The 19,793-nt window shown below is 73.2% G+C and carries 14 protein-coding genes; 7 read left to right on the top strand and 7 right to left on the bottom strand.

Annotated features, from left to right (window positions below):
• Positions 1–389 precede the first annotated feature (389 nt).
• Complete coding sequence (locus tag O4J56_RS16990; protein WP_270686876.1) at positions 390–926, bottom strand: gluconokinase; 537 nt, start codon at positions 924–926, stop codon at positions 390–392.
• 156 nt (positions 927–1,082) lie between these two features.
• Between O4J56_RS16990 and O4J56_RS16985 the strand changes: the two genes are divergently transcribed.
• Positions 1,083–1,850, top strand: coding sequence for a FadR/GntR family transcriptional regulator (locus O4J56_RS16985; protein WP_270686875.1), 768 nt, complete (start codon positions 1,083–1,085; stop codon positions 1,848–1,850).
• Here the strand turns inward: O4J56_RS16985 and O4J56_RS16980 are convergent.
• Complete coding sequence (locus O4J56_RS16980) at positions 1,834–3,237, bottom strand: GntP family permease (protein WP_270686874.1); 1,404 nt, start codon at positions 3,235–3,237, stop codon at positions 1,834–1,836. The genes O4J56_RS16985 and O4J56_RS16980 overlap by 17 nt on opposite strands.
• 746 nt (positions 3,238–3,983) lie before the next feature.
• Between O4J56_RS16980 and manA the strand changes: the two genes are divergently transcribed.
• Complete coding sequence (gene manA, locus O4J56_RS16975; protein WP_270686872.1) at positions 3,984–5,162, top strand: mannose-6-phosphate isomerase, class I; 1,179 nt, start codon at positions 3,984–3,986, stop codon at positions 5,160–5,162.
• A gap of 25 nt (positions 5,163–5,187) precedes the next feature.
• Here manA and O4J56_RS16970 read toward each other — a convergent pair whose 3' ends face one another.
• Positions 5,188–5,754 carry a TetR/AcrR family transcriptional regulator gene (locus O4J56_RS16970; RefSeq protein WP_270686871.1) on the bottom strand — a complete coding sequence of 189 codons (567 nt, stop codon included), beginning with the start codon at positions 5,752–5,754 and terminating at the stop codon, positions 5,188–5,190.
• 208 nt (positions 5,755–5,962) lie between these two features.
• Between O4J56_RS16970 and O4J56_RS16965 the strand changes: the two genes are divergently transcribed.
• Positions 5,963–6,619, top strand: coding sequence for an MBL fold metallo-hydrolase (locus O4J56_RS16965; protein ID WP_270686870.1), 657 nt, complete (start codon positions 5,963–5,965; stop codon positions 6,617–6,619).
• A gap of 24 nt (positions 6,620–6,643) precedes the next feature.
• On the opposite strand, the gene O4J56_RS16960 is transcribed toward O4J56_RS16965, so the two are convergent.
• From O4J56_RS16960 to O4J56_RS16945, 4 genes are read right to left on the bottom strand one after another with little or no spacing between them, the layout of a single operon-like run.
• Positions 6,644–7,423 (bottom strand): hypothetical protein, encoded by a 780-nt coding sequence (locus O4J56_RS16960; protein WP_270686868.1) that lies wholly within the window; start codon positions 7,421–7,423, stop codon positions 6,644–6,646.
• Positions 7,410–9,080: a VWA domain-containing protein gene (locus O4J56_RS16955; protein ID WP_270686867.1), complete on the bottom strand. Its 1,671-nt coding sequence runs from the start codon at positions 9,078–9,080 to the stop codon at positions 7,410–7,412. Before O4J56_RS16955 ends, O4J56_RS16960 begins: the two co-directional genes overlap by 14 nt.
• Positions 9,080–10,282, bottom strand: a complete 1,203-nt coding sequence (locus O4J56_RS16950; protein ID WP_270686866.1) for a toxic anion resistance protein — start codon at positions 10,280–10,282, stop codon at positions 9,080–9,082. Before O4J56_RS16950 ends, O4J56_RS16955 begins: the two co-directional genes overlap by 1 nt.
• Positions 10,279–11,547, bottom strand: coding sequence for a hypothetical protein (locus O4J56_RS16945; RefSeq protein ID WP_270686865.1), 1,269 nt, complete (start codon positions 11,545–11,547; stop codon positions 10,279–10,281). Before O4J56_RS16945 ends, O4J56_RS16950 begins: the two co-directional genes overlap by 4 nt.
• A 547-nt stretch (positions 11,548–12,094) precedes the next feature.
• On the opposite strand from O4J56_RS16945, the gene O4J56_RS16940 reads away from it, so the two are divergent.
• Genes O4J56_RS16940 through O4J56_RS16925 form a run of 4 tightly spaced genes read left to right on the top strand, consistent with a single transcriptional unit; the run spans position 12,095 to position 19,701 of the window.
• Positions 12,095–13,534 carry a hypothetical protein gene (locus tag O4J56_RS16940; RefSeq protein ID WP_270686864.1) on the top strand — a complete coding sequence of 480 codons (1,440 nt, stop codon included), beginning with the start codon at positions 12,095–12,097 and terminating at the stop codon, positions 13,532–13,534.
• A complete protein-coding gene (locus O4J56_RS16935) occupies positions 13,521–14,276 on the top strand; it encodes a hypothetical protein (RefSeq protein WP_270686863.1) in 756 nt (251 codons plus the stop codon). The genes O4J56_RS16940 and O4J56_RS16935 overlap by 14 nt, the downstream gene beginning before the upstream one ends.
• Positions 14,273–18,658: a coiled-coil domain-containing protein gene (locus O4J56_RS16930; RefSeq protein WP_270686862.1), complete on the top strand. Its 4,386-nt coding sequence runs from the start codon at positions 14,273–14,275 to the stop codon at positions 18,656–18,658. The genes O4J56_RS16935 and O4J56_RS16930 overlap by 4 nt, the downstream gene beginning before the upstream one ends.
• Complete coding sequence (locus tag O4J56_RS16925; RefSeq protein ID WP_270686861.1) at positions 18,655–19,701, top strand: hypothetical protein; 1,047 nt, start codon at positions 18,655–18,657, stop codon at positions 19,699–19,701. The genes O4J56_RS16930 and O4J56_RS16925 overlap by 4 nt, the downstream gene beginning before the upstream one ends.
• Positions 19,702–19,793 lie beyond the last annotated feature (92 nt).

Here is a 19,793-nt window from a genome sequence, read left to right as displayed (position 1 = left end):
CCCCTCAGGCCCGCGGCTCCCCCCGACCCCGCGGACCCTCCCGACGTCTAGGCGCGCCCCACCGCGGAAGCGGCGGGCGCCCCGAAGGGAACGGCGCCGATACGGCCCCGAGGCGCGCCGCTCCCTTCGGCGGGCGCCGCGGACGGCCGACCGATCGGACCCGGACCGAAGCCGTGCCGCGGACTCCCCGTTCTCCGCGCGCCCGGCGGACCCACGCGCACGACCGGAACGACGAACGATGAACGGCGAAGGAGACGCCTTGCAGGCGTCTCCTTCGCCGTTTCCGGGCCGGGCGGCGGGGGCGAGCGCCGGGGCTCCTTCTTTCGGGTGAACGAATCGACGGGCGGCCGTCCGGGCGGGTCCGCCCGGGAGCACGCCGCCGCCGTTCCTCAGCCGGCGCCGTGCGCCGCGGACTCGCCGTTCTCCGCCAGGGCCGCGCGGACCGCGGCGACGGCGGCCTCCACGATCTCCTCGGGCGGCGGGGCGATGTCGAGAACCGCCCCCTTCTCATCCGGCTCCAGCGGCTCCAAGGTGGCCTGCTGGGAGTCGAGCAGGCCCGTCGGCATGAAGTGGCCCGCCCGCTCGGACAGGCGCTCGCGGATCAGCCCGACGGGGCCGTCCAGGTGCACGAACCGCACGTCCGGGGCGCCCGAGCGCAGGACGTCCCGGTAGGAGCGCTTCAGCGCCGAGCACGCCATCATGCTGCTGGAGCCCTCCGCCTCGCGCTCGCCGATCCACCGGGCCAGCGACCGCAGCCAGGGGAGGCGGTCGGCGTCGGTGAGGGCGACCCCCTCCGACATCTTCGCGATGTTCGCCTCGGGATGGAACGCGTCGGCCTCGGCGAAGGGCAGCCCGAGCCGTTCGGCCGCGCGCAGCGCGACCGTGCTCTTGCCGCTCCCCGACACGCCCATGAAGACGAAGTGCATGTACTGTCCCTCCCCGTGAGGCGGCGTTCAGACGCCCGTTCGGTCGCGGGATCCCGAACGCCCCGCTTCAATAGTGTTATCAATGGGGCGGTGCCGTGTGCGACACGCCCCGGCCCCCGGCCCGCACGGTGCGGGCCCACCGAGCCGAGGAGCCCGATGAGCCGCGAGTCCGACCACCGCACCCTGCACAACCGCGTGCTCGCGGAGCTGGGCCCGGCGATCGCGGCCGGCCGCTACGGCCCCGACCACGTGTTCACCCTGGACGGGCTGGTCCGCGAGTTCGGCGTCTCGCGCACCGTGGCCCGCGAGGCGGTGCGGGTGCTGGAGTCGATGCGGCTGGTGGTCAGCCGCCCCCGGACCGGCGTGCGGGTGCGCCCGCGCGAGGAGTGGAGCGTCTTCGACCCCCAGCTCATCCGGTGGCGGCTGGCCGGGCCCGGCCGCCTGGAGCAGCTCCGCTCGCTGAACGGGCTGCGCGCCGCCGTCGAGCCCCCGGCCGCGGCCGCGGCCGCCCGGCTCGCCACCCCCGAGGAGCGGGCCTCCCTGGTGGACCTGGAGCGGCGGATGGCCGACACGGGCCGCCGCGGCGACCTGGAGGCCTTCCTCGAGCTCGACATCGCCTTCCACCGGCGCATCCTGGAGCTGTCCGGCAACGACATGTTCGCCGGGCTGTCCGGGGTGGTCGCCGAGGTGCTGGCCGGGCGCACCGAGCACAGCCTGATGCCGCCCACCCCGCGCCCCGAGGCCTTGTGCCTGCACCGGCACGTGGCCTCGGCGATCGAGGGGGGACTGCCCCAGGTCGCCGAGGCGGCCATGCGCGCGATCGTCCGCGAGGTGGTCGAGGCGCTGGACGCCGGAGGGGATCTGGGCCCCGAGGGGACGGACCCCGGGGCCCAGAGGCCGGACGGCCCTACAGCAGCAGGCTGAGGACCAGGGCGAAGGCGAAGCCCACCACGCCGATCAGGGTCTCCATCACGGTCCAGGTGCGCAGCGTGGTCGCCACGTCCATCCCCAGGAACCGGCCCACCAGCCAGAACCCGGAGTCGTTGACGTGGGAGAGCACGGTGGAGCCGCAGGCGATGGCGATGACGATCAGCGACAGGTCGACCGTGCTCAGCCCCGAGGACGCCTCCACCGCCGGGGCCACCAGGGCCGCGGTGGTGGTCAGTGCGACGGTCGCCGAGCCCTGGGCCACCCGCAGCGCGGTGGCCACCACGAACGCCGCCACGATCACCGGCAGCCCGGTCGACTCCAGGCTGGAGGCGAGCGCCTCGCCGATGCCGCTGGCGCGCAGCACGCCGCCGAACATGCCGCCGGCGCCGGTGATCAGGATGATCGAGCAGACGGGGCCCAGCGCCCCGTTGACGATCTGCTCCACCCGGTCGCGCGGGTAGCGCCCGCGGCCCAGGACGAACATCGCCACGATCGCGGTGATCAGCAGCGCCACCGGGGTCTGGCCGATGAGGACCATGGCCTTGGCCCAGGTCGCGTCGCCGTTCACCGTCCCGGCGGTGGCCAGGGTCTCCACGCCGGTGTTGAAGAAGATCAGCACCATCGGCAGCAGCAGGATGCCGAGGACGGTGCCCACGTGCGGCGGGCGGTCGTGCTTGGCGTAGCCCGCCTCGCCGCCCCCGGCCGAGTCGGCGTCGGCGGTGACGTCGGCGGGCACCGGCAGTTCGAAGCGGCGCCCCGCGTAGAGGGAGTACAGGTAGCTGCCGATGTACCAGGTCGGGATCGCGAGCACGGTGCCGATCAGCAGGGTGGTGCCCATGTGGGCGCCGAGCAGGTCGGCGGCGGTCACCGGGCCCGGGTGCGGGGGCACGAAGGCGTGCATGACGGCGAACGCCCCGGCCGTGGGCAGGGCGTAGAGCAGCACGGAGCCGCCGAGGCGCCGGGCGACGCTGAAGACGATCGGCAGCATGACGATCAGCCCGGCGTCGAAGAAGATCGGGAAGCCGAACAGCAGCGAGGCCACGCCCAGGGCGAGCGGGGCGCGCCTCTCGCCGAACAGCCGGATCAGGCTCTGGGCCAGGACGGCGGCGCCGCCGGTGACCTCCAGCATCCGGCCGATCATCACGCCGAGGCCGACGAGCAGGGCGACGCTGGCCAGGGTCCCGCCGAGGCCGTCGAGCATGGTCGGCACGACGTCGGCGAGCGGGATCCGGGTGGCCAGCGCGACGAGCAGGCTGACCAGGGTCAGCGAGACGAAGGCGTGCAGCCGGACCTTGATGACCAGGAACAGCAGGACGGCGATGGCGGCGGCCGCGATGAGCAGCAGCGGCGCCGTGCCGAGGGTGGGAGCGGTTGTTTCCACGGGTTCCTCCGGACGGAAGAGGGGTGCGCGGCACGCCCGGGTGTGATCCGGGTCGCGCCGTCGGCCAATGGTAATACCAATTGTGAGCCTGTGTGACCACCGGCGTAAGGAAATGTGATCCGGGTGTTTCCGGCCCCGGTACCCCGCCGTGACCGGAGAGCCCCGGCTGCGGGCCGCCTGCGCGCTACCGTCCGCGGGCGCGGCCCGGCCCGATCGTTACCCCCTTGAGGCGGGATCGCCGCGTCAAGGTGCACGCGCAGAGCTGGAATGCCCGGCCGATGGAGGGGATGCGCCCGGCGCGGGGCGCCCCTGTGCGGGCCAGGCGGTGGCGAGTGGTCCGGCCGACGGAGCCCTTCGTGGCCGTGAGGCGTCTCAGTCGTCGGCGCCGGGGTCGCCGGAGCCCCGGTGTTCGGCGTGCCGGGCGCCGTGCACCCCCGGCCGGCCGCCGCCGGCGGCCGCCGCCGACGGCCGCCGTCCGGGGATCGCCGGGTTCTGCGAGGCAGGGGCGCATCCGGCGGCGCGGCCGGGGGTGGACATCGGGCGGCGCGGAAGGTAAACCAATCGGTAACTTCGTGTCCGCCTGATGGGTGGGGCCAGCACCACCGGCAGAGGTAGAGCCTGTCGTGGAGACAGGCCGGGCCGCCTCCGCGAGACTGGCACCGGATCCCCCTCCCGGCAGGGAGGAGGATCCCGCAGCGGGTCCGACGGCGGCAGCGAAGCGACGGGAACGGGAAGAAGCAGCGCGGATGCACAGGCTGATCAACCAGGTACGCCCCTATGCCTGGGGAGCGAAAGAGGCCATACCCCGGCTGCTCGGCGCCGAGCCCGACGGCAGCCCCCAAGCCGAGCTGTGGATGGGCGCCCACCCGGCCGCCCCCAGCACACTGCTCACCGACGGCGGCGAATGCGCCTTCGACGCGTTCATCGCCGACGCCCCCAAGGAGGTCCTCGGCGAGGACACCGTCGCGCGCTTCGGCGAGCGCCTGCCCTTCCTCCTCAAGGTGCTGGCGGCCGACGCACCCCTGTCCCTCCAGGCCCACCCCGACGAGTCCCGGGCGCGGGCCGGGTTCGCCGCCGAGGAGGCCGAGGGCATCCCCGTGGGCGCCGCGGACCGCAACTACCGCGACCCCTTCCACAAACCCGAGCTGGTCCTCGCCCTGGAGCCGTTCGAGGCCCTGTGCGGGTTCCGCGACCCCGTGGCGGCGCTGCGCGACCTCGCGGGCATCCGGTGCGAGCTGGCCCGGCGCCTGCGCGCCGACCTCGCCGCCCCCGACCCGCACATCGCCCTGCGCACCGCGATGACGCGCATCCTCACCCTGGACAGCCGCGATCTCGACCAGGGGCTGGCCGAGTTCATCGAGGAGTGGACCCACCGCGGCGGCGGCACCCACCACGCCACCGTGCTCGACCTGGTGCGCCGCTACCCGGGCGACCCGGGGGCGGTGGCGGCGCTGCTGCTCAACCGGATCACCCTGCGGCCGGGGGAGGCGCTGTTCCTGCCCGCCGGGAACGTCCACGCCTACCTGCGCGGCACCGCCGTGGAGATCATGGCCAGCTCCGACAACGTGCTGCGGGCCGGGCTGACCGCCAAGCACGTCGACGTGCCGGAGCTGCTGGCGGTGGTGGACTTCTCGGTGCTGCCGATCCCCTACACCCGCCCGGTGGCGGTTGAGGGGCGCAGCGAGTTCCGCCCGGGCGTCGACGAGTTCTCCCTGACCGTGCTGGGTCCGGGGGAGATCGCCACCACGATGCCCGGCGGAGCCCCGTCGATCGTGCTCGCCCTGGACGGCGGGGCGGAGCTGCGCTCGGAATGCGGGGCGCAGGCCAAGCTGGAGCGGGGCCAGTCGGTGTTCGTCCCCGCGAGCAGCGGCGCGGTCCGGATCGAGGGCAGCGGCCACCTGGTGGCGGCGACGGTGGGGTTCTGACCCGGACGCCCGGCGGCCGCCTCCCTCAGCGCTCCAGGGTCGCGCGCAGCGCGTCCAGCGACGCGTCGAGGAGCTCACCGAGGGACCGGTTCTCCTCCGGACGGGTCCACTTCTCGACCGCTGCCCGCTGCACGAGCATCCCGGCACCGGCGGCGAAGTGGGCGGCCTCGGGGTCCAGGCCCCGGTCCTGAAGCGCCCCGGCGATGGCGCCGGTGAGCGCGGCCTGCTTGTCGAGCTCGCGTTCGCGCAGCTCCGGACTGGCTCCCACGATCCCCTCCCGCCGGATCACCGCGGTACGGCGGTGCTCGAACAGCGTGTCCGCCGCTCCTTTGAGGGCGTGCACGACGGCGTCGAGGGGGCAGTGGGGGTCCGGACCGGCGGCGATGCGGCGGATGATCTCCTGCCGGTGCCGGGTGGCCAGGTCGAACAGGACCTCGCGCTTGTCGGTGAAGTGGTTGAAGAACGTCCGCGGGGTGAGCCCCGCCCCGCGCGCGATCTCGGCGACCGTCGTGCGCTCGAAGCCCTTCTTCTCGAACAGGTCGAAGGCGGAGGCCTGCAGGCGCTCGGCGGCGCCCGGTTCCCAGCGTGGCATGCCCCGAGGATAGCGATTGCATGGTGTGCAATCGCGCGGTTATGCTGATTTCACAGGATGCAATCGCCAATGGTGGGTGTACCGTCCTGCGGGGGTGCGGGGAACGCGAGGGTCCGCGGCCGTGCACGAGGGGTGCGGCGAACGGTGGACACGGGTGCCCGGCTCACCACAGGGGGACGGCCGCCTCCCGAGCGGAAGGAGAACGCCGATGCCGTCCGACGACACACTGGAGGAGCCGATCAAGGGCCTGCACGCGACCCCTCCGGCGCAGCTGCCGTTCCTGGCCCACGTCGAGGTGCGCGCCTTCCTGCTGGAACGGGACCACGGGAACGTCATCGTCTACAACGCGCCCGGCATCACGTCCGCCGCGCAGGGGGTGCGGGCGCTCGGCGGGGCGACCCGCCTCCTGGTCAACCACGGACACGAGGAGATGTACGGCCGTCCGGACCTCGATGTACCCGTCTACGTGCACGAGCGGGACCGCGGCCAGGTGGCCGGGACCCTTCCCGTCGCCGGGACGTTCACCGGGCGCCGCATGATCGACGACGATCTCGAGGTCATCCCGACCCCCGGCCACACGCCCGGGTCGACCGCCTACCTCTGGGACAACGGCGCCCACCGGTTCCTCTTCACGGGCGACTCGATCTGGGTCGATCGCGGTGAGTGGTCCGCGGTCGTGCTCGACCCCGGCCAACGCGCCCGCTATGTGGAGAGCCTCGCGCTGATGCGCGACCTCGACTTCGACGTCCTCGTCCCCTGGGGCGCGACCAAGGGGGAGCCGTATGTCGAAGAGGTGACCCGGGCACAGGCACGGGAGCGGATCGGGGCGATCATCTCGCGCGTAGAGGCCGGCGGCACCCGCTGAGGCCGACGGCCCCCGGCACGTCGGCTATGGGTCCTGAAGGGGCGGGTCGTCCGTCGGTGTCTCCGGGGGTGTCCCGGGATGGGGTGCAGAGGGGGCGGCACCCGGGGGCACCTCCGGGGCCGACGACGTTGACCGCTCACGTTCGCGCAGGTAGGTGGTGTGATCGCGCTGGCGACGGGTGTGGGCCTCCAGCAGTCGTTCGGCGGCTGTGCCGACGGACGCCTCCAGGAGTGCCAGCTGCGTGCGCAGCTCCTCGGCGGCGCTGCCGCCCCCGCCCGCCCTGCGGCCCGCGTCGAACCACCACGGCAGGTTCAGGTACGCCTCCACCGCCTCGGGCAGGTCCGTGCGCACCACCCGCTCCAGCTCGTAGGCGGTCTCCGGGTCGGCCTCCAGGTCGGTGTCGAGCTCCAGCAGGTCCGCGAGCCTTCCCCGCAGGCGCTCGAAGGCCTCGGCCGCGTCCCCGGGCAGGCGCGACCGGCTCCGCCCCACCGTCCGCGCCAGCCCTTCCAGGTCCTGCTGCAACTCTTGGGGTGTCCGGCCGACGGCCTCAGCGGCCAGGCGCACCCGCTCCGGCGGCGCGGCCAGCGCTCCCGCCACGTACAGCGCCACCACCGCGAGCGGCCACAGCGGCCCGAGCACGCCGGTGAACGCCAGCGCCACGCCGACGAGCCCGGCCCCCGCGCCGACCAGGTTCCGCGTCGACGACAGGTACGCCGTCACCCGGCCCGGCGGGCGGTCGGCGCCGCGTCCGGCACCGCCACCGCCGCCGACACCGCCACCGCCGCCCCCGTCACTGGTACCCACGGATCTCCCGGAAGGCCTCGTCGAGGGAGGCCCCGCCATCCCCCTGGGCGTTGAAGGCCCGGCCGCCGGTGAGGGCGGCCAGGTCCTCCATCTCCTCGGGGTCGGACTCGCCGAACACCACGGGGAAGACCGGCACGCTCCGCAGTTCGTCGGGCAGGTCGGCGTGGGCCTCGGCGAGGTCGTCGAAGGACATGCCCTCGTTGATCCTGCCGTCGGTCATCAGAACGATCGACGTGAAGGCGCCATCGGTGTCCTCGCCGTCCTCGTCCTCCAGGAGCGCGTAGGCCTCGTCGAGGGCGTCGTATCCGGCCGTTCCGCCCTCCGGCCGCAGGGCGTCGACATGGTCGCGGATGGAGGTGAGCACCCCGTCCGGCTCCTCCTCCGGCACCTCGAAGGACTCCGGGGCATGGACCGACGAGGAGAACGGCAGCACCGTCACCCGCTCGCGGCCGTAGAACCGCTGGAACCGCCCGGGGATCGAGTCGGCGTCGCCGCCGGTCAGGGTGTGCATGGCCGACCGGAGCCCCTCGATACGGTCCCCGGCCATCGACGAGGACACGTCCAGCACGTACACGGTGCGGGCGGGCTTGCGGATGCGGTCGTAGTAGGCGGCGATCAGCGCGTCCGCGGATTCGGCGGTGGCGGGGAACGGCAGCTCCGGCAGCTCGGGGAAGGCACCGCGCGCGTCCTCCGGAAGGGCGTCGCGCTCCATGGGCCTGCGGTGGGTGTCCGCCGCGATCTCCCGCTGCACCTCCGGCGACAGCAGGTGCTCCACCACGGCGTCGTAGTCCGCGGCCGCCCCGTCGGAGGCGGACTCCAGCAGGGACAGCGGGTAGTCGGCGGTGACCGCGCCGTCGGTGGGGTGGACCGGCAGCAGGCCGCCGGGGATCCCTTCGTCCTCCAGCGACATCAGAACCGACTCGTAGTTGATCATCGCGTCCGGCGCGGGCCGGCCCTCCGGTTCGCGCACCCGGTCCGCGTACTCCTCGGCCAGCCACCCGGAGGATCCGGCGGTGAAGGTCTGCCCGGCGAAGAACCCCTGCAGCTCGTCGGTCACGCCGTCGATGTCGGAGGGCTCCAGCGCCGCGCCCGTGTCGGCGAGCGCCGCCGCCACCCCGACCAGCGCGGAGAAGCCGGAGTTGGAGGCGGCCGGGCCGGTCATGGCGTAATCGAGGTCGCCCGCGTTCACGGCATCGGCGATGCCGGACCAGGACACGCCCGTGACGGCGCCGCCCTTCGACACCTCCCAGCCCAGTCCCCGGGCCTTGTGCTCGCTCACGCCGAGCACGACCGGCGAGGCCATGACCGGCGTCTCCTGGCGGAGCGCCTCGCGCGCCTCCGGGTACAGGTTCAGGTAGCGGTTGGAGGAGAACCAGACCGCGTCGTACCGGCCCTCCGTCCCGCCGCCGACCACCTGCTCCACCCCGTCCAGGGTGCCGGTGTACTCCATGGTCACGGTCACGCCGGTCTCCTCGGCGGCCCGCTCCAGCAGCGGCTCCATGTCGGCCAGCTCGCTCCCGGCCAGCACCCGCAGCTCGCCGGAGCCGCCCGACCCCCCGTCGCCCCACCCGCACCCGGAGGCCGCGGCGAGCACGGCGGCGGCCGTCGCGGCCGCGGCGAAGGAGGAGCCGGACGCCGGGCGCCCCGTCCCCGCCATCAGCCCTCACCCCCCTCGCGGGAGCGCGAGCGCTCCACGTACCCGGCGGCGTTCTCCAGCTCCCCGCGCAGGGCGTCGACCGTGGCGGCCATGTTCTCCACCGCCTGCTCCTTGAACCTGTCGATGCTGTCGATGGAGGCGTAGATGCTGCGGAACGACGAGCGCAGCGTCTCCACCCCGACCGCGGGATCGGCGGCGATGCGCTGGATGTCCTGGCTCTGCGCGGACAGCATCTCGGCGTTGGCGGCGATGATGTCCTCGGTGGTGCCGCGGAGCGCGTCCACCTGCTCGACGACCCGCTTCTGCGCCGAGAGCGCCTGCGCAGCCGTGACGGCCACCCGCAGCGCCGAGACGGTGGTGTTCGCCGCCCGGTCCACGCCCTTGATGAGCTCGTCGTTGCCGCGGCGGACCGTGTCCAGCGCCAGGTACCCCTGCACGCACACGGCGAGCTGGGTGAGCAGGTCCTGGTGGCGCTGCCGGATGGGGAACAGCACGTCGGAGCGGAGCCGGGAGGCGGCGTCGGGGTCGGCGGCCGCGGTCGCGTCGATGCGCGCGGACGCGGCCCCGTCCAGCGCCTCGGCCAGCACCGCGTACTCCTGCAGGCGGCCCATGGTCTCCCAGAGCCGCTGCCGCTCGTTCTGCAGGGCGGCGTTGTCCCTGCGCAGCTCGTCCTGGCCCGACCGCAGGGCCACGACGATGCGGTTGATGTGCGCGTCGGCGTTCTTGTACTTGTTGACGAAGTCGCGCACCGGCGAGCCGAAGGGCAGGAACGACAGCAGCCTCCGGCCGGTGGGCCGCGCCGCGTCCTTGGGGTCGAGGTCCTCCACGGTCCGGCGAAGCTCCAGCAGGCCGCGCCCGACCCGTTTCTGGGCGTCGGCGCCCTCGCCCTTGGCGTCGGCCAGCGCGGTCACCGAGCGCTTCAGCATGCGGTTGGCGGACTGCGCCGATGCGCGCAGCTCGTCCTCGCCGAGGGCGGCGATGTCGGCGGCGCGGGAGGCGAACTCGGGGGAGCGGGGGTCGAGCCCGGACAGGCCGCTCACGTAGGCCTCGGCGCGCTCGCGCAGCTCGGCGCGTTTGGCGTCGTCGACGGGGACCAGCGCCCCGGCGCGTTCGGGGCGTACCGGCTCGACCGGCTCGGGCGGGGTGAGCACCGGCGGCTCCGGCTCGGGCGGAGTGAGTGGTGACGTGGGGCCTTCGTTCATGCGGTCTCCGGGTTCGGGTCGGGGCGCGACGGGGGAGCGCCCGGCGGGCGGGCGGGGGCGGCGCCGTCGCGCGGGTCGCGGGTGCCGGTGTCGCCGCCGCCGTCGTCGCTGTCGCTGCTGCTGCCGCCGCTATCGCCGTCGTCGGCCCCGTCCCCGCCGATGCCCGACGCCTCCTCGGCGGGCGCGGGCATGCCGCCGTCGGCGTAGGCGGTCTCCAGGCCGGAGAGCATGCCCTCGACCACCTCGAAGGCGGGCGCGTTCACCACGTCGGCGACCTGGGCGCGCACGGGGCGGCCGGCCTCCTCGGCTGCGGCGGCGAACTGGTCGGCGTCGGCGGTGCGGAAGCCGTGCTCGGCGGCGAGCCGCTGCAGTTCGGGGTCCTCGGTGAGCAGGCGGCCGACCTCGTCCCCGGCGTCGGTCAGCGGGAGCAGGGTGTGGTTGGAGACGGTCGTGGGCGCGGGGTACATGACGACCGCCCCGTCCGGAAGGCCGGTGCCCGACCCGCGGGTCCCGGCGTACTGGGCCTCGTAGGCCCACAGCAGCGGGGTGTGGCCGGGGCCCAGCGCGGCGTACTGGTCGAAGGGCTGCTTGGAGCTCTCCGGCGGCGCGCCCTGGGCCAGGAAGAGGCGCGCGATGCGCTCGGCCTCCCCGCCCGCGGGGGGCTCCTGCGGCACCTCCTCCCCGTTGAGGAGGTAGGCGATGACGGCCAGGTACATGGCCGCGGAGTTGGAGGTGCGCGGGTCGGTGGTGCGCACCAGGACCTCGCTGCGCCCGGCGCCCTCGTAGCCGCCGCCCGGAAGGTCGCGCCAGCGGGTGCGCTCCTCGGTGAGGTCGAGGTAGGCGGCCATGTCGAGGGTCCAGGTGCCGTCGTCCTCCTCGGCGGCGGCCCCGGCCTCGCGCAGGGCCTCGGCGACGGGGCGGTGGCTGAGCACCACCATGGGCGAGTAGAAGGGGCGGTACTCGCGCTCGGTGCCGTGCTCGCGCTGGAAGGCCTCGGCGGACGGGTCGCTGCCGGGGAAGCCGAAGTCGGCGCCGTCCAAATCGGCGCGGGCGATGGAGCGCGACCCGCGGGTGCGCACCTCCACCTCGTACCCGAGGTCGGCCAGGCGGGCGACGACGTCGGGGTCGTCGAAGTAGGCGGCCTTCTCCGAGCCGATGACGCCGGTGACGCGCTGGGGTGTGGGCCCGGCGAGGTTCCACACGACCGCCGCGAGGACGCCCGCCACGAGCAGGCCCGACACCACGAGTGCGGTGATCCGGCGCATGCGCCTCCCGTCGAGGGGGCGCGTCGGCCGCCCACCCGGCGGCCCGGGGGACCCGCGCACCCCGTACGACGAGTCTCGGACCGTGCCCTGTCACAGGGATGGCGCGCCGTTGGCGGAGTGGTGACGGCCACATGTCCAAACGCACGCTACCGACACTGGCGGGATCGGCCTCCCCGGTGAGGCCGTCGACGATCCGTGACGCCACCCCGACCGCTCAGAGGCATCCGCTGGTGGCCCGATCCGGCCAGACATAACGGCGTGGAAAGGTCCGACGAGCCGCGCGTTTCGGCCATATGCTCGCCAAAGGTCCATGACATCTCGGACCTTTCCCGCGGTGTCCGCCCTCGGTACGGGAAAGGGGTCGCGCCGTGCCAGCTGCGCCCAGACGGACCGCGGACCGGTCCGACCCGATCCGTCGCGACATCGCGAGTCGCTTTCTCCACCCATGGGCGGGCATCGGGTGAGGCCGCGGCCCGGGGAGACGGGCGGGGGCGGCGATCCCCCGAACATCGGCGGTGCCGGGCGTCGGCGCCGCGCCTTGGCGCACTTGTCGCCCATCTTCGATCTCCACATCAATCGGGCCCGCAATCCTTCCGAGGTCGACTGGTCGGCCTACGACTTCATCGCGCTGATCCAGTTCACCGTCGACACCGTCGCCCTCTCCTCGGGCCTGGACGGAACACTCGGCATCGCGCGTGAAAGCCTGCTGGGCGAGATGACGCGCGCGGCATCGGGGATGGCCTCCGACCGGCCGCCCGATGAGCATGAGAGGGTCGCCGCCCACGTCTTGGAGCACCTTCTGCGGCACGGTGAACCCACGCCCTACTTCACCGTCGTCTACGCCGACCCCGACGCGGACTGGGCGAAGGTCTCCCTCAAGGTGCGGATCCTGTACGAGACCATCGCCGCGGACGGCGCGACGCTCTACGTCAACGTCGACAACACGGCGGTGATGCTGCTGCTGGTTGCCACCAACCGCTCGCTCGAGGACGAGCACGAGGCCGTCATCGCCGTCATGCGTGCACAGACGGAGAGCGGTCGTCTCGAGGCGGCGATCGACTCCGCCGAAGACGCGCTCGCCCTTTCGCGCACCTATGCCGCCAACGTGCGCCGGATGATCGCCGAAGCGGAGCGCGACGTGACGCGGGTCGACTACCTCGCCGTCCTCCGTCCCGAACTCGCCGCGGCCATGGGGCATCTCGACCGGAGGGTCGCGATCGACGGCGCGTTCCTCCGCCACTTGGAGACCCTGCGCTCCCAGGCCTCGCACGACGAGGAGCCCGGGGCCGTTCGCCGGCTCATGAGGGCGGCCTCGCGCCTCCGCGACGCCGTGGACACGCTCGCCGGGCTCCACACCGAGGTCGTGGGGGCCACACCCCGCTGGAGGGAGGCCCAGGCCGCCCAGGCGTTCACGGCGGTCCCGGCGGGCGAGATCGACCCGTCCACCGATGTCCTGGGGGCGCTGCTCGCGGGCGAGAAGCTTCCCCGAGGAGCGGAGATCACCCCGCCGACGGCGGGGATGCTGCTCGACGTCAAGGAGACCGCGGACCGCCTCGCGGCGCCGCCCCGGCGCAGGGAACGGCCCGAAGGGCCGAGGCTTCCGGAGGAGCTCGAAGACGCCGCGGAGATGTACGAGATGTACCCGGCGCTGTTCCAGGACACGGCGCACTTCCTGCGGGTCGGAAGGATCAGGCCGGGAGGAGGGGCGCGGCTGTCGGCGCTCCTGGACACCGTCGACGCGCGGTTCCTCGACCCGCAGAACGAGCTCGTCCGCGACCTGGCGGCGCTGGTGGGGTCGGCTGAGACCGCCCGCCGCCGACTGAGGCTGCTGCTGGTGCTCGAGGCGCTGATGATGTGGCGGCCGGATGGCCCGGCGGCCGAGGAGGACTGGTGGTCGACCATCGACGGTGACCAGGTCCGACTGTCCGAATTCGACGTCGCCGACTTCGTCGTGCACAGGAGGGGGCCCAACCGTGAGCGACCGTGACGACGCGCGGGACGCAGGCATGCTGCTGCGGTTCGCGCTCGACCACTCCCTGGTACCTGCCCGCCATGACACCTACGGCCGCCTCCTCGACCGCTACCACACCGACCCCGAACTGCGGACGGCCTTCGACCAGGTGATCACCGGCCTCGGCCTGCGCGTGGCCGCGGTCGACCGGAGCACGGGGATCGTCCTGTTGGCGGAGGCCGGCTCCCCGCTGGCCGTCGCCGACACCAAGCGCTGGCTGCCCATCGACAGCGCGGCCGACCGGATGGTGTACGGCCTCGCCCTGGCCGGGGCCGCGGCCTGGTGCTACCCCAACGCCAAAGCGGTGCGCGAGCCCGGGACGCGCCGTGTGACGGCGGTCGACGTCGACCGCCTCATCAGGGACCACGCCGCCGCCGTCGAGAACGGAGGGGAGCCGTCGTCCGACGGGTTCGGTGAGGCCTGGAACGCCTACCGCTTCACCTACAAGCAGGTCGACGAGACGCCGACCGGGCGGCTCAAACGCAGGACCACGGTGCGCATGTGCGAGGACGCGCTGGCCATGCTGCACGAGTTCGGCCTGCTCCTGGTGGACAGGACCACGCCCCCGCCGCGTCCCGACCTGCGCGCGTGGCGTTCGACCGACCGCTTCCGGGCCTGCGTCGCGGTCGGCGGAGGGCCGCTGGTCTGGCAGACCCTCGCAGGGGTCCACGCGGAGGAACCCGTCGGCGCTTCCGGAACAGGCGGGGAGGACGGATGACGGGCACCGGATGGCGCTTGGAACGCACCTACATGGCCGGTGCGGGCTTCCCCGAGTCGCGGCTGGAGGGCCTCGACCTGACATGGTCCGATCCCCTCGAAACCACGGGACACGCGGCGCTATGGGCGGACAACGGCACGGGGAAGACGACCGTCACCGCCCTGCGGTACGCGCTCTACCTGCCGAACATCCGCGACTTCATCCGCGGTGAGTCGGACCGCTCCCTGGCCAAGCTGGTCCGCTCCGGCAACGTATGCCACGTCATCGAGCAGGCGACCCGCGTCGTTCAGGGGGAGCAGCAGCGGCTCGTCGTCGGAATGGTCGCCGACTGGCCGGACGGCGGGACTCAGGACCTTGAGAACCCGTCCCGCCTCACCCGCGCCTTCTACGGCTGGCTCACCGGCCCCGAGGGCCCCACGATCGACGATCTGCCCCTCCAGACGGAGGCGGGGCGGTGGGCCACGCGCGCACAGTTCACCGCCGGGGTCCGGAACATGCTGCCGCCCGGTGGAGCCGTGCCGCCCTACGCCCCCTCGGAACGTCAGAGGGAATGGCAGAGATGGCTGGCCGACGCGGACGTCGACATCGAGCAGATCCGCTTCCAGGCGGTGATGAACGCCTCGGAGGGCGGAGTCGACCGAGTGATGAGGTTCGGCGACTCCGACGCCTTCGTGCGCTGGCTTCTCGGGGCCACGATGTCCACGGCCACCGTGGACCAGATCTCCCAGAGCATCGACAGGCTGCGCGCCAACGCGGACGCGAGGCCGAGCTGGGAGGACGAGCTCCGGCTGTGGGAGCAGATCACGGATCCGCTCTTGAACCTGGCGATCCGGCACGAGGCGGCCGAGGGCGCCCGGAGCAGGGTCGAGACGGCCAAGAGCGACGCGGTGGCCCTCGTGGCCGACGCCGACGCCACACTCGAGGAGCTGGCGGAGCAGAAGGCCGAGGCCGACCGGCGGTTCGCCGATCATGAGCAGCTGCGCAGGGACGCGGCGACCGACCTGCGGCGTGCCCAGGCCCACCGGTTGCGCATGCGCTTGCGTGCGGACGAACTACGGGCGCACGCGGCCGAGGACGTGGCCGAGGAACGCCGACGCCGCCTGGACGAGGTGGCGCGTACCGCCGCCGCGTGGGAGAGCGTCGAGGACGTGCTCACCGCCCGAGAGGCGCGGAACGGGCTTGCGGCCCTTGAAGCGCGGCGCGACGCCGCCGCTCGGAGCATCGAGCAGCTGGCGCAGGCGGAGGAGCGGCACCGTCGGCACCTCGCGCGCCTGTTGACGGAGCGCCGGGACGAGGCTTCCCGGGAACTGGACGTGGCGAAGGAGGGGAAGAGGCAGGCGGAGGCGGAGGCCGCCGACGCCGAAGAACAGGTGCGGACCCGAAGGACCGACTACGGTGCCGCGAACCAGCGACTCCAGACCCTGCGTGAACGCATGGACGGCGCGGAGGCGGTCCTGGCCGCAGCCGCTACCGAAGGACTCCTGCCGGAGGGGGCCGACCCCGCCGAAGCCGATGCGCGGCTGGACGAGAGGATCGGTGAGGCCCGCGCGACCCGGGACGACACCGAGAGGCGGCTCACCGACTCCGCGGCCGAGGCCGCCGGGCTCGAACGCGAGAAGGACGATGCGCAGCGGCGTGCCGAGGCGGCGAAAGGCGACGCGCGCAGAGCCGAAGACGAGGCAGAGGCCGTTTCCCGGCGTGTCGGTGCCTTGGCAGAGGATGAACGCCTTCTCGACGCCCTGGGCACCGGGATCGACCTGTGGGCCGATCGTGCGGCGCTGACCGAGGCGCTGCGGCAGCGTGCCGCCCGCGCCGATGTGGAAGCCGCGGGGGCGCGGCAGGCCATGGAGGCGGCGCAGCGGACCATCGAGTCGGTCGGCGCCGACGGCCTCCTCCCTCCGGCCCGGACCGTGGAGGCGGCGGTCGCCCTCTGCAGGGAGGCGGAGGTGACGGCGTGGCCGGGATGGCGATGGCTGGCCGACACGATGCCGACAGGGGAGGCCGAGGCCTTCGCCCGTGCGCGGCCGGACATCGCGTCCGGGGTCGTGGTGGCCCGGCCGGACCACGTCGGACGGGCGGTGGATGCTCTCGGCGGCCTCCACCTGGACACTGCGCTCTGGGTCGGTTCCGTTACCGATCCTCAGGAGGTCGAGTCCGCCCTCCGCGCGGAGGGCGATGACGGGGCCTATGGGCACGTCCTCCTCCCCGCCCCGGGTACGTTCGACCGGGACGAGGCCCGGCGGATGGTCGCCTCTGCGAAAGAGGAGCACCGGCTGGCCAGAGAGGCCCGGTCGTCGGCGGAGGAGCGGGCCCAAGGGGCACGGGACTTGTCGGCTGAACTGAGGGGGTTCTGGTCGGACCTCCCCGGAGATCCGCGCCCTGAACTCGCGAGGAAGGCGGGAGACGCCTGGGAGAACAGGCGCGGTCACGAACGGCGGGCACGCGCCGCCGCAGAGGCCGCCGAGGCCCTCACCGTTCAAAGGGGTGAGCTTCAGGAGAAGTGGCACTCCGCGAACGCCCTCGCCGAGAGCCTGGCGGAGACGCGTCGACGGCTCGCACCCGCCATCGAGGCCGCGCGTGTTCGGGCCGAGGCGGCGTCCGCGCTTCCGGGGGTCCGCGAGGAGGTCACCGCACTTGAACGGGCCATTCGCGACCTGGAGCGCCGGCGGCCCGAACTCGACGAAGCCCTCCGTGCGGCACGGGAAACGGTGAACCTGTGGACCGTGCGCCGCGAGGACGCAATGGAGGCGCTGAGGCGGGACGGGCTGACGCCGGTCGTCGAGGGCCCCGTGCCCGAAGACGCCGAAGAAGTGCTTCGGGCCCGCTTGGAGGCGGCGCAGGACGCGCTCACCGGTGCCGAGATCCCCCAACACCTCAACGAGGACATCGAACGGCTGCGGCGGACCTTGTCCGAGGCGCGGAGCAGGCTCGACGCCGACCCTGAGCGCACGTCGCTCGCCGAGGGGTTCGCCGACGGCGAGGGGGCACGGCACCCGGTGGCCCTCGCCGCTTCCGTGCGCCGGGCCCAGGAACGCCTCGGCGAGGAGCGCACCGTATTCGCCAAGGCGCAGGCGGAGGCGGATCACCTGAGGCAGGAGTACAGACGGCGTGCCGCGGAATCGGGCGACCGCACGTCTCCGGACGTCGACAGGTTCCCGGCGGCGGCCTCGGTTCAGGACCCTGACGAGGCCGACCGCACGGCCCGGCTCCTGGACGATCTGGCCCGGAGCCTCACCGAGCTGCACCGGGGAGAGGAGCAGAAGGCGGAGGAACAGCGTGGCCGGGGACAGGAGATCGTCCGCCAGATCGAGAACGTCACCATGGCGATCAGGCCGCTGCGCCGCATGGCCGTCCCAGAGCTGACCGGTAGTGCCGCCGCCGACATCGACCGTCTCGTCGAACAGGCGAACCGTGCCGACGAAAGGCATCGAGAGGCGACGGAGGAGTCGGAACGAGCCGAGCAGGGACGACGGCGCGTGATCGACGTGATCCGCGCTCACGCGAACGGTCCGCTGGCGCGCAAGGTCGAGGACCGCGGTGATCAGCGCATCATCGAGCTGGTCCACCGGCTCCGGTCGGACCAGCGTCTGTACATCGAGGCCGAGAGCCTGGCGGGACAACTCGAACAGCGTGCGGCGACGCTGCGCGACGACCTTGAGCACCACAATGAGCACGTGCGCATGTGCGCGGCCATGCTGCACTTGAAGGCGGACGGCGCACTGGTGACGCTCCGCTCCTACCAGAACCGGTCCCGGCTGCCGGATGGGCTGGGAGAGTGGTCCGAGCGCAACTTCGTCCAGATCGCCCATGAGCCCGCGCCGAGCGACGACTCGGTCGCCATCGACCGTGTCGCCCGGGTCGTGCACGCCCAGCTCGCTCCAGGCGCGGGGCGTACCGACGCTCAGACCATGCTCTTCGCCGCGACACGTGCGCTGGTCGACGCTCCGTTCCGGGTGCGGATCCTCAAGCCTCACACGGACATGGCCCTCGACCGGGTCGACGTCACCGACCTGAAGAACTTCTCCGGGGGCCAGCGCGTCACCGCAGGGGTGCTGCTGTACGCCGTGATGACGCGCGTGCGCGATGCCGACGAAGGGACGTCGATCGGCTGGCTCTGGCTGGACAACCCCTTCGGTCAGGCCTCCGCGGACCAGTTCGTGCGGACGATGAGGCTCGCGGCGGACCGGCTCGGCCTGCAGCTGGTGTTCACCGCGGCCCCTAAGGACAAGGGGGCGCTGTCCATGTTCGACCGGATCACGGTGCTCACCCGGCGGCTCCGTCCCTCCTCGCGGGAGAAGGTGGTGGTCGTGGACGAAAAGGAGCATGAACTCGTCAATGCGGAGATGGTCCAGCGTGACGTCATGGCGGTGCTCGGCGAGTGAGTGGCGTCGTGGAGGCCGTACGGCTGGCCGCGGTGCTCGATCCGGCCGGACGGGGCAGGCGGTGCTCGGTCGATGAGGTCGCCGAGGCCCTTCGGGGGCTGGTCCCGCAGACAGAGCCGTGGGCGTTCCTGGATCTTCTCGAAGCGGTTCTCCGTCAGGGGGAGGAGCAGGGGCGTTGGAAGGCGACGCGTGTCACTGTGCAGCGGGGTCGGGCCAGGCTGCCCAAGTCGATCCTGCTGACGAGGAGGACACCGACCGGTGAGACTCTCCGGCCCGTCGATGTGCCGCTGCGCGGCGAGCTGGCCTCCTGGGCGGCGGATCTTCCCCTGTCCGCCTCGCAGAGGCGTCTCCTGGTCTCCGTGAACGACTGGCTCCGGCGGACCGATGGCGGGGATGTCCCGATGGCGGCGGCTGCCGAGCGGGCCTACGAGCTCTTGGGTGACGAGAAGGCGTTCGACTCCACACCGCCGCGCGGCGGGGCGACGCTGTGGCGGCCTGATCGGCTGACCTTCGACCTCCTGCGCTGCGAACGGGTCGCGACTCCGCTGACATGGGAGCCGACGGGCGCGGATCTGACGGGCGACGGGCCCATGGTGTGCGTCGAGAACCACGCGACCTTCCGTACGCTCCTGCGCGTCCTCCGGGAGCGGCGTGTGCCGCGTTGGAGGGCGGTGGCCTGGGTTCAGGGACGCAACACCGCGCCGGTCAAGTCCGTCGCGGACCTTCCCTTCAGGGTCACCCGGCTCGACTATCTCGGCGACCTCGATCCGGCCGGGTTGGAGATCGCCGCCACCGTCTGTTCCATCGCCGAGGACGCCGGGGTGGAGGCGGGTCCGGCCGCGGTCCTCTGGCGGATGCTGGTGGAGGCCTCGCCGCGTAGCGGGCCGAAGGTCGATCGGGACCGGGCACGGCGCCTGGCCGCGTGGCTGCCTGAGGCGCTCCGGGAGCCGGCCGCCGTTCTGCTCACGGAAGGTAGGGCGGTTCCTCAAGAGGCCCTGCGGTACGAAACGCTCGTGCGGTCGGAGGCGTTCAACGGGGAATGAGCGCCCTGCGGCTCGACTGAGGGACGCCCCGGCCGGTCCCCGAGGTCCCGTGCGCAACGTGCTTCACGCCGCCACTACGCTGGGGAGCCGTT

It is taken from the genome of Nocardiopsis endophytica (assembly GCF_027706725.1).
GTDB classification, from domain to species: domain Bacteria; phylum Actinomycetota; class Actinomycetes; order Streptosporangiales; family Streptosporangiaceae; genus Nocardiopsis_A; species Nocardiopsis_A endophytica.
The sequence above is the reverse complement of the archived record's forward strand: the minus strand, read 5'-3'. Positions and strand labels throughout refer to the sequence as shown.

Coding starts and splice junctions, on each gene's coding strand:
- O4J56_RS16990 (WP_270686876.1), bottom strand. CDS start 926: ATGCACTTCGTCTTCATGGGCGTGTCGGGGAGCGGCAAGAGCACGGTC.
- O4J56_RS16985 (WP_270686875.1), top strand. CDS start 1,083: ATGAGCCGCGAGTCCGACCACCGCACCCTGCACAACCGCGTGCTCGCG.
- manA (WP_270686872.1), top strand. CDS start 3,984: ATGCACAGGCTGATCAACCAGGTACGCCCCTATGCCTGGGGAGCGAAA.
- O4J56_RS16970 (WP_270686871.1), bottom strand. CDS start 5,754: ATGCCACGCTGGGAACCGGGCGCCGCCGAGCGCCTGCAGGCCTCCGCC.
- O4J56_RS16965 (WP_270686870.1), top strand. CDS start 5,963: ATGCCGTCCGACGACACACTGGAGGAGCCGATCAAGGGCCTGCACGCG.
- O4J56_RS16955 (WP_270686867.1), bottom strand. CDS start 9,080: ATGGCGGGGACGGGGCGCCCGGCGTCCGGCTCCTCCTTCGCCGCGGCC.
- O4J56_RS16950 (WP_270686866.1), bottom strand. CDS start 10,282: ATGAACGAAGGCCCCACGTCACCACTCACTCCGCCCGAGCCGGAGCCG.
- O4J56_RS16945 (WP_270686865.1), bottom strand. CDS start 11,547: ATGCGCCGGATCACCGCACTCGTGGTGTCGGGCCTGCTCGTGGCGGGC.
- O4J56_RS16930 (WP_270686862.1), top strand. CDS start 14,273: ATGACGGGCACCGGATGGCGCTTGGAACGCACCTACATGGCCGGTGCG.